1 protein-coding gene is annotated in these 10663 nt (G+C 65.5%); it reads right to left on the minus strand.

Annotated features, from left to right (window positions below):
- Positions 1–109 precede the first annotated feature (109 nt).
- The coding region (locus tag OQ789_RS25475) for a non-ribosomal peptide synthetase (protein ID WP_324689158.1) at positions 110–10663 on the minus strand (10554 nt) is incomplete at its 5' end.

Consider the following 10663-nt stretch of genomic DNA (forward strand, 5'->3'; position numbering starts at 1 on the left):
ACCGCCCGGCTCAACACCGCCCGATTACCGAACTCATCCAACCGAGCGTGCTCGGCCTCTTGGAGCAGATCGATCGACAACAACCGTCGTGTTGGTTTGGCGGTCATCATCAACTCCCTTGATCGGTGGTCATGGCCACCAAGGTTTGCTGGAACCGATCGATCAGTGTTTCGATGCTGGCCGCGTCGAATACGTGCGTGTCGTATTCGACGCGAAGATTCAGCTCGTGGTCTGGACGGGCCTGCATTGTCAGCGGGTAATGGGTTGACTCGCTGCCGGCGAAATCAGTGATGGCCAATCCGTTGGTGTTCAACAGCGCGGTGGTGTCGATCGGGTAGTTCTCAAACACGAACAGCGTGTCGAACAGTTGATCGTGGCCGGTGATGCGGTGGATTTCGTTGAGCGCCAGATGTTGGTGGTCGAGTGTGTGGTTGTGGGCGTTGTGCAATTGGCTGAGCAGGTCGGCGATGGTGGTGGCAGGTGTGGTGCTGACGCGCACCGGCACTGTGTTGATCATCAGGCCCACAATGGATTCCGCGTCGGCGACCTCGGTAGGCCGTCCCGAGACCGCGGCGCCGAAGACGACGTCACGCCGGCCAGTCATTAACATCAAGACCTGCGCGAAGGCACCCTGCAGCACCGTGTTGACCGTGGTATGGCAGCAACGGGCCAGCTCGTTGACGGCCTGGGTGGTGTCCTCGGGAACCCGAGACGAGGCAACGGCTCGCGGTCCCAGCTGTGACCGGCCCGGCGGGGCAACCAATGTGGGAGTGTGGAACCCTGCGAGCACGTCGCGCCAGGCCGCCTGGGCGGCGCCGACGTCTCGCTCGGCCAGCCAGGTGACGAACTGGCGGTACGACCCGGGCGCCGGTAGCCGCTGGCCGTAGTAACTGGCGAAGATCTCTTGCAGCAGGATAGGCAGTGACCAGCCGTCGAGCACGATGTGGTGGTTGGTCAGGATCACCCGATACCGTTCGGGCGCAACGCGGATCAGGGAAACCCGAAAAGCCGGCGAACCCTTCAGGTCGCAGACCGCGGCACGTTCGACCGCACATATGTGCCGGGCCCGCTCGTCGATATCGGTACCGAATTCGAGGTATTGCCACGGTGTTTGGGGGTCAGCCGGGATGACTTGGACTGGCTTGTCGAACTGAGTGCAGAATCGGGCGGCCACGTTGGGGTGACGGGTGGTGACGTCGTCCACGGCCTTGTGCAGGCGATCGGGGTCGAGTGGGCCGGCGATGGTGATGTCGAGCTGCATCGAATACAGCTCGTTGTCACCATTCCGCCTGGCGGCGTGGAAGAGCAATCCCTGCTGGAGGGGAGTAAGCGGCAGTATGTCGGCGATACGGTATTGCTGTTGCAGTTCATCGATTTGGCGTTGGGTGAGGCGGGCAGGAGTGATGTCTGAGGGGGTCAGACCACCGCCGCCGGCTCGGACATGAGTGCAGATGCCGGCCAGTGCGTCGAACCACAACTGGCTGAGCCGAGCGACCTGGATCTGATCAAGCGCAGAGGGCGCCCACGTCCAACTGGCGTGCAGGTGCGGGCCGGTGGCCGAGTCGACGGTGCTGGCGTTGAGTTCCAGGGTGTGCGCCAGCGGCACGGGCACCGCCGCCGCGAAGGTGGAGACCGCCAAGCCTTCTTGACTGATTCGCCATAGATCATCGGACGCCTCGGCCGCGGCCAGCCTCCCGAAGTAGTTGAACCCGATCGTCGGATCGCACCCCGCGACTGCAACATCTGTGTTGAGGTAGCGCAGCAGACCATAGGTCAGCCCATCGGGCACAGCACGCAGTTGCTCCTTGGCGCGCTTGATAATTGGGCCGAGCGTGGCGTGCCCGGCCACCAGCTGCGCCCAGTGCAGCGCGTCGACCGGCCCCCCGACGTTCAAAGAAACCGGGTATTTGGTGGTGAACCAGCCCACGGTGCGGGACAGGTCGATATCGGGGCCCATCCGCTCGTAGCGGCCGTGGCCCTCGACGTCGATCCCGATCGATGCGCCCCCAGCAGCGCCGGAAAACTCGGCCCACGCCAACCCGAACGCGATCAATAAGATGTCTTGGATACCGGTGTGAAACGCCGCGGGAACCTCCATGAGCAGCTGACGGGTGATCTCGGTGTCCAGCGATACCGACAGATGTCCAGCCGTGGCGTAGGTGTCAGCCCCGGGTTGGGGCGGGGGGAGGGCGGCCGGAGTCGCCGCGACCTGACTCCAGGTGGTGGCCCCCTCCACCACCGCCGGCTGGTGGGCGTGCTCAGTGAGTAGCGACGCCCAGCGTTGGAAGGAAGTCCCGCCTACGGGCAGCGCAACCGGTTGTCCGTTGTGGAGTTGAGCCCAGGCGATGTTGAGGTCTTCCAACAGAATTCGCCAGGACACCGCGTCGATGACCAGATGGTGAATTATCAGCACCAGCTGGCCGGTGTCGGCGACCCACAGCGCGCTGAACATCACCCCGGCTGCGGGGTTGAGCCGCGACCGGGCGCTCGCGACCGCATCATCGGTCAACACGTCAACGGTGTGCAGGCACCCGCCGGCATCCACCGCGCCGCTTTCGCGCGCCATCAGCGACCACTCCCCGGAACCACCTTTGTCGGCATACAGCCGCAGCATGGCGTGGTGGTCCAGCAGGGCCTGCAGGACGTCGATCACGTCGGCCCGGGTGACCCCGGGCGGTGCCTGCACCACCATCGTCTGGTTGAACTGATCGACCGGGCCGCCAATGTCATTCAGCCAGTGCATGATCGGGGTAGCTGCCACCGGTCCGACACCCTCGTCGACCATAGCGCCAGCACCATCGGCAAAGCCGGCCATCGTGACAACGCGAGCCACCCCGGCGACAGTTTGTTCGGCGAAGATGTCGCGTGGGCGGCATACCAAACCGGCTACGCGGGCGCGGGCGACCACTTGCATCGACGAGATGCTGTCTCCGCCAAGGTCGAAGAATGAGTCGTCGACGCCGACGCGGTCGAGTCCGAGGACTTGGGCATAGATGCCGGCAAGGATTTCTTCGACCGCGTCGGCTGGCGCACGGTAGTGATCGACATCGGTGTAGTCGGGTGCCGGCAGGGCGCGGGTGTCGAGCTTGTTGTTGGCCGTCAGGGGCAGCGCGTCCAGCACCACGATCGCCGTGGGCACCATGTAGCCGGGCAGCCGCTCGACCAGCGCTTCGCGCGCGGCGATCGGGTCGGCGGCGCCGGTGATGTAGCCGACGAGCCGTTTCTCGCCAGGCCGATCTTCACGGGCGATGACGGCGGCGTGGTCGACACCGTCGAGTGCGGTCAGGGCGGTTTGGATTTCGTGGAGTTCGATGCGGTAGCCGCGAATCTTTACCTGGTCGTCGGCGCGGCCAAGGTAGTGCAGTTGGGCGTCGGGATTCCAGCGCACCAGATCCCCGGTGCGGTACATGCGGGTTGCGGGTCCGCCGAACGGGCAGGCCACGAATCGTGTCGCGGTGAGCCCGGCCCGGCGCAGATAGCCCACCCCGACGCCGCGGCCGGCGACATACAGCTCACCGACCACCCCGGGTGGCACTTGGCGCAGTGACTCGTCGAGGACGAACAACGCCGCCCCGGGCACCGGCGCACCGATGGGCACCACCGGAGAACCGGCGGTCAGGGGGGCGCTGATCGCCACGCACATCGTCGTCTCGGTCGGGCCGTAGGCGTTGATCATCACCCGCCCGGGCGCCCACCGATCCACCACGTCGGCCGGGCACTCCTCGCCAACGACCACCAGCGCCGCCGCCTCCAGTCCCTGAGGCGGCAACACCGCTACTGCCGATGGGGTCTGTGTGAGCACATCGACGTGTTCGCTGACCAGGACGTCGTGGAAGTCGGCCGGTGACATCGCCACGCCTTCGGTCACCACCACCACCCGCCCGCCACGCAAGAGGGCACCGAAGATCTCCCACACCGAGACGTCGAAGGCCAGTGAATGACACTGCGGCCACACACCTGTGCGCGGCAGGCCGGCGTCCAGTGCCCCCAGCAGCTGCGCGACGTTGTCATGGCTGATGGCAACACCTTTCGGCACACCCGTCGTGCCCGAGGTGTAGATGAGATACGCGATGTCGTCGGGCGCGGGCGCGGGCGCGGGCGCGGGCGCGGGTAGCGGGGTGCTGGGTTGGGCGTCCACCGCGGCGTCGCCGACGACGAGGACCGCGACCGGATGCCCGTCGAGTCGCGACCGCAGGTCCGCGGTGGTGATCGCGACGATCGGCGCGGCGTCGGCGAGCATGAACTCGATCCGGGCCGCAGGCAGCGCCGGGTCGATCGGCACATAGGCGGCGCCCGACTTCAGCACCGCCAAGATGGCTATAACAGCCTCGGCCGAACGCGAGAACAGCAGCGCCACACACGCGCCAGGGCGCGCGCCGTACCCATTCAGCGAGTGCGCCAACCGGTTCGACCGCTCATCGAGTTCGCGGTAGCTCAAGGTTCGCGCCCCGTCGCTGATCGCGATCGCGCCGGGGTTGCGCGTCACGTGGCTGGCGAACAACGTCGGAATCGACATCGGCGCCGCGGGCCGGGTCAACACCGCCCTGTTGCCCATCTCATCCAGACGGGCGTGCTCACTGGCTCCAAGGACATCGATCGACGAAATGCGCGCTTGCGGATCGACGGTCATCCCCACCAGTACCCGCCGGAACCGCTCGACGAGCACCTCGATGCTCGCATTGTTGAATATGTCGGTGCGGAATTCAACGATCCCCCGAATCCCGTCGGGCGCTTTGGTATCGGTCCAGTGTTCGGATAGGGAGAAGGTGAGGTCCATGCGGGCAGTGTGGGTGTCGACCGGAATCTGGGTTACCTGTAGATCTCCCAACGCCAAGTCGGCGGCGGGGGCACTGGTCTGCCCGGGCTGGTTCTGCCACGCTAAGGCCACCTGGACCAGCGGGTGATGAGCCAGCGAGCGGGTGGGGTTGAGCCGCTCGACGAGCACCTCGAACGGCACGTCTTGATGCTCGAAAGCGGCCAGGCTGCGCCGACGCACTTGTGCCAGCAACTCGGCGACGGTCGGATTCCCGGCTACGTCGACCCGCAGCACCAGGGTGTTGACGAAGAAACCCACCAACGCATCCAGGGCGGGATCACCACGCCCGGCGATCGGGAACCCAACCGCCACATCGGAATTAGCGCTGAGTCGCGACAGCAGCACCGCCAGGGCGGCTTGCACGACCATAAAACTCGTCGCGTTGTAGTCGCCGGCCATCTCGCGTATGTGCCGGTGCAACTCGGCCGGCCAGTCCACGGTCACCGTGGCGCCAGACAGGTCAGCCATGGCGGGATACGGTCGATCTGTGGGCAGCGTCAGATGTTCGGGCATGCCGGCCAGGGCATCTTCCCAATACTTCAGCTGTCCCGCGATCGGGCTGTGGCTATCGTCGAGATCACCGAACTGCGCCCGCTGCCACAGCGTGTAATCCACGTACTGTAACGGCAATTCGGCCCACCCCGGGGCGAGTCCGGCGCATCGGCTCGCATATGCTTCGCCGATATCGCGGACCAGGGGAGCCAGTGACCACCCATCAAACGCCATGTGGTGAACCAAGCCCAGCAGCACGTGCTCGTCAGCAGCGACGCGGAAAAGCATTGCACGTAACGGTATCTCGGTTGCAAGGTCAAATGCGCGACTCGCCGCTTGCTCGATCGCCCCCTCTAGTCGGGCTTGCGGCCATCCGGTGGCGTCGACGACATCCCAACCCAGGTCCACCCGCTCGGCAGGAACGACGAGTTGCTGTGGTAACCCGTCGGGGGCGGGGAACAGAGTGCGCAGGCTTTCGTGCCGGGCCACCACATCGGCCAGCGATGCGCCCAGCGCTTCGACATTCGGCGTGCCGCGCAGCTTCAACGCCACCGTCATGTTGTAAACCGCTGACGGGCCGTGCAATTGGTCGAGGACCCATAGCCGATTTTGGGTGAACGAGAGCGGGATCACCACGGGTCGCTGTCCGGCAGCCAACGGCTTACGGCGACTCTGCGCTCCGCTGACCCGGGGTGCCAATTGGGCAATCGTGGGCGCGTCGAACACGGTGTGCACCGAAAGTTCGGCGTCCAGGTTCGCGTTGACGGCGGCAACAAGGCGCATCGCAGACAGTGAATCCCCACCCAGGTCGAAAAACGACTCATCGACGCCGACGCGCTCGACACCCAACACTTGGGCGCAGATGCCTGTCAGGATCTCCTCGATCGGGGTGGTTGGGGCGCGGTAGTGATCAGCATTGGTGTATTCGGGTGCTGGTAGGGCGCGGGTGTCGAGTTTGCCATTGACCGTTAGCGGCCATGTCTGCAACACCACGATCGCCGCGGGCACCATGTGGCGGGGCAGCCGATCGGTCAGCGTGGCGCGTACGACCGCGGGATCGACTGTTCCGGTTTTGATTTCGGTGACGTAGCCGACCAGCCGCGTGTCACCCGGGCGGTCTTCGCGGGTGATCACGGTAGCCTGTGCGACACCGTCGAGTTCGGCGAGGGCTGTTTGGACTTCACCGAGTTCGATGCGGTAGCCGCGGATTTTGATCTGCTCATCGGTGCGGCCCAGGTAGCGCAGCTGCCCGTTGGCGTCCCAGCACACCAGGTCGCCGGTGCGGTACATGCGTACCCCAGTGCCCCCGAACGGGCACGGCACGAACCGTGTCGCGGTCAGCCTCGGCCGCCGGATATAGCCGACGGCGGTCCCGCGACCCGCTACGTATAGCTCGCCGGCCACTCCCGGTGGTGCTGGGCGCAGCCATTCGTCAAGGACGAACAATGCCGTGGTCGACACCGGCGCGCCGATCGGCACCTTCCCCAAACCGACCGTCAAGGGGGCGCTCAGCGTCGCGTAGACGGTGGTTTCGGTGGGGCCGTACGCGTTGATCACCACACGCCCGGATGCCCACCGATCCACCAGTTCGGCCGGGCAGGCCTCGCCGCCGAGCAGCAACGCCACCGACTCCAGGCCTTGCGGGGAAAGCGCCGCGGCCGCGGAGGGAGTTTGGGTGAGCACGTTCACGTGTTCGGCGACGAGAAGGTTGTGGAAGTCTTTGGGGGACTGCGTCACCTGTTCGGACACCACGACCAAGCGCCCTCCGCCGAGGAGGGCTGCCCAGATCTCCCAAACTGAGAAGTCGAACGCATAGGAGTGGCATTGCGTCCACACCTGGTCTGCAGGTAATTGGGCTGACGACGATTCCACCAAATGGGCCACGTTGTGGTGGGTTACCGCAACACCTTTGGGGGCACCGGTGGTGCCCGAGGTGTAGATGAGGTACGCGATATCGTCTGCTACCGGCGCCGAAATCGGGGTGCAGGGTTGCGCGGCGGTGCGGGGATCGGTGATGTCGATGACGGCAAGATCATGGCCGGACAGCCGTGACCGCAGCCCGGTGGTGGTGACTGCGGCGCGCGGCGCGGCGTCAGAAACCATGAAAGCGATGCGCTCGTCGGGCAGCGTCGGGTCGATCGCCAGGTAGGCCGCCCCGGTCTTGAGGACGGCCAGCATTGCGATGACAGCCTCAGCAGAGCGTTCCAGCAGCAGCGCCACACATTTACCCGGGCCGACGTGGTGACCAGATATTAAGTGGGCCAATTGGTTTGACGCCTCATCAAGATCGCGATAGGTCAGCGACCGGCTCGCGTCACTGATGGCCACCGCGTCCGGGGCGTGAAGCACCTGTTCGGCGAACAGCTCCGGTATCGAGGACGCCGCGGCCGCCGGCGTGGTCAGCGCCGCGCGGTTGCCCATTTCATCCAGGCGGGCATGTTCCGCGGGGTCGAGCATATCGATCGTCGACAATCGGGCTTTGGGATCAGCGATCAGCGTGAGCATCACCCGCTGCAACCGCTCGACCAACCTGTCGATACTAGGGCTATCGAATATGTCGGTGTCGTATTCGATGCGGAAGCCGAGCTCAGTGCCGGGTGCAGCCTGCACGGTCAGTGGGTAGTGGTTGGCTTCGCGGCCCGTGAACTCGGTGATAGTCAATCCGTCAGCGCTCAGCAGTGCGGTGGTATCGATCGGATAGTTCTCGTAGACGAACAGGGTGTCAAATAGTTGGTCACACCCCGTCGCTCGGTGAATCTCGTTGAGTGCCAGGTGTTGATGGTCGAGGGTGCGGTTGTGGGCGGTCTGCAATTGGTCCAGTAGATCGGCGGTGGTGGTGGCCGCTGTGATGGTGGCCCGCACCGGCACCGTGTTGATCAATAGGCCCACGATGGATTCCGCTCCGGCCACCTCTACGGGCCGCCCTGAAACGGCGGTGCCGAAAACGATGTCGCGATGGCCGGTCACCCCCGACAACAGCAGCGACCAGGCTGCCTGCAGCACCGTATTGACGGTGGTGTGGTAGGAACGCGCCAGGCCGTTCAATGCCCGCGTGGTCTGTTCGGACACCCGGAAGGCGACAGTGCTCCTGGGCCCGGGCTTCAGCCGGCCCGGCGGTCCGACCAGGGTGGGGGTGTCGAAGCCGGCCAGTGCGTCGCGCCAAGCTGCCCGTGCGGCATCGAGGTCTCGCTGGGCCTGCCACATGACAAACCGACGGTACGGGGTCGTCGCGGCTAGTTGCTGCCCCTGGTAGCAGGCGAAGATCTCTTGCACCAGGATCGGTAGCGACCAGCCATCGAGCACGATGTGGTGGAAGGTCAATACAATCCGGTGCCGGTCTTCGGCGGTGCGGATCACCGAAACACGGACGGCCGGCTGGTCGGTGAGGTCGCAGACCGCGGTGCGTTCGGCGGCGCACAACCGCCCGGTCTGCTCGTCGGCATCGGTGTCGAATTCGAGGTATTCCCAGGGGATATGAGGTGCAGCGGGGATGATCTGCAGCGGTTGGTCGAATCGTTGGCAGAACCGAACCGCCAGGTTGGGATGGCGGTTGCCTACGGTTTGCACGGCGTCGTGCAGACGCCCGGGTTCGAGTGGGCCGCTGACGGTCATGTCGAGCTGCATCGCATAAAGGTCGCCGAGATCTTGCGCGGTCCTGGCGTGGAAGAGCAGTCCCTGCTGCATCGGGGTCAGGGGCAAGATGTCGGCGATGTCGTATTGCGTTTGCAGTTCCTCGATTTGGTGTTGGCTCAGCCGGGCGGGAGCGATGTCTGAGGGGGTCAGCCCGCCCCCGCCGCCTCGGACGTGGGCGCAGATTCCGGTTAGGGCGTCGAACCATAACTGGCTGAGCCGGCTGATCTGCGCCTGATCCAGTACTGACGGCGCCCAGGTCCACGTGGCCTGCAGGTGCGATCCAGTACCGGAGTCGACGGTGACGGCGTTGAGTTCGGCGCTGTGGGATAGCGGCATGGGCACCGCCGCCGCGGCCCCGGTGACCGCCAAGGCGTCCTCGCTGATTCGCCACAAGTCGTCCGAGAGGTCGGTGCCGGCCGCGGCACCGCCGAGGCGTCCGAGGTAGTTGAATCCGATCGCCGGGTCTGGCCCGCCCAGATCAGCATCGGTGTTGAGGTAGCGCAGCAGCCCGTAGGTCAGGGGATCGGGCAGGGCGCGCAGTTGTTCTTTGGCGTCTTTGATCACCGCACCCAGGGCAGCGTCGCCGGCCACAACCTGCGCCCAGTCCAGCCCACCGAACGTAAGCGACACCGGGTGTTTGGTGGTAAACCAGCCCACGGTGCGGGACAAGTCCACATCGGCGCCCAGCTCTTCCCGGCGCCCGTGGCCCTCGACGTCGATGCCGATCGGCGAGATACCGGTGCCCAAAAACTGCGCCCACGCCAACCCGTAGGCGATCAACAAGATGTCCTGTATCCCGGCGTGAAACGCCGCGGGTACCTCGCCGAGCAGCAGGTGGGTGGTCTGGCCATCCAGCGATACCGACAGGCGTCCGGCGCTGGCGTGGGTGTCCAGCTCGGGAATCACCGCCGGTAGCGCAGCCGGTGCGGCGGCCGTGTGTCGCCAGGTGTCGAATTGGTCGACGACTGTGGGGTTTCGGGCGTGGTCAGCGAGCAGCGATGCCCATCGGGCGAACGAGGTTCCGGTCGTAGGAAGTGCTATGGGTTGGCCGTTGTGATGTTGAGCCCAGGCGATGTTCAGGTCTTCGAGCAGGATCCGCCACGACACCGCGTCGATGGCCAGATGGTGAACTATCAGAACGAGCCGGTTGGTGGTGGCGACCCACAGGGCGCTGAGCATCGCCCCGGTGGCGGGGTCGAGCCGGGCGCGGGCTTCGGCGAGGTCTTCGTCGGATAGCACGTCGACGGCGTGCAGACGATCACCGGCATTGACCGCACCGGCTGCGGGCACGCTCAGTGCCCAGGCTTTGGCGCCGTCATTGCGGGCGCGAAGTCGCAGCATGGCATGGCGGTCTATTAAGGCCTGCAGGATGACGATCACGTCGGTGTCGGTCACACCGCTGGGGGCCTGTACGACCATTGTTTGGTTGAACTCGCCGATCGGCCCGTCAATGTTGTTCAGCCAGTGCATGATCGGGGTGGGCATTACCGGCCCGATTCCCTCATCGATCGGACCGGCCGCACCGGCGGTCACTGTGGCCACGCGGGCCAGCCGGGCCACGGTCTGCTCGACGAAAATGTCCCGCGGGCGGCACATTACACCGGCTGCGCGGGCGCGGGCCACGACCTGCATCGACGAAATGCTGTCCCCGCCGAGGTCGAAGAAGGAGTCGTCGGCGCCGACTCGCTGTAGTCCGAGGGTGTGGGCGTAGATGGTGGCCAG

Source organism: Mycobacterium sp. 94-17 (assembly GCF_035617725.1).
GTDB lineage: Bacteria > Actinomycetota > Actinomycetes > Mycobacteriales > Mycobacteriaceae > Mycobacterium.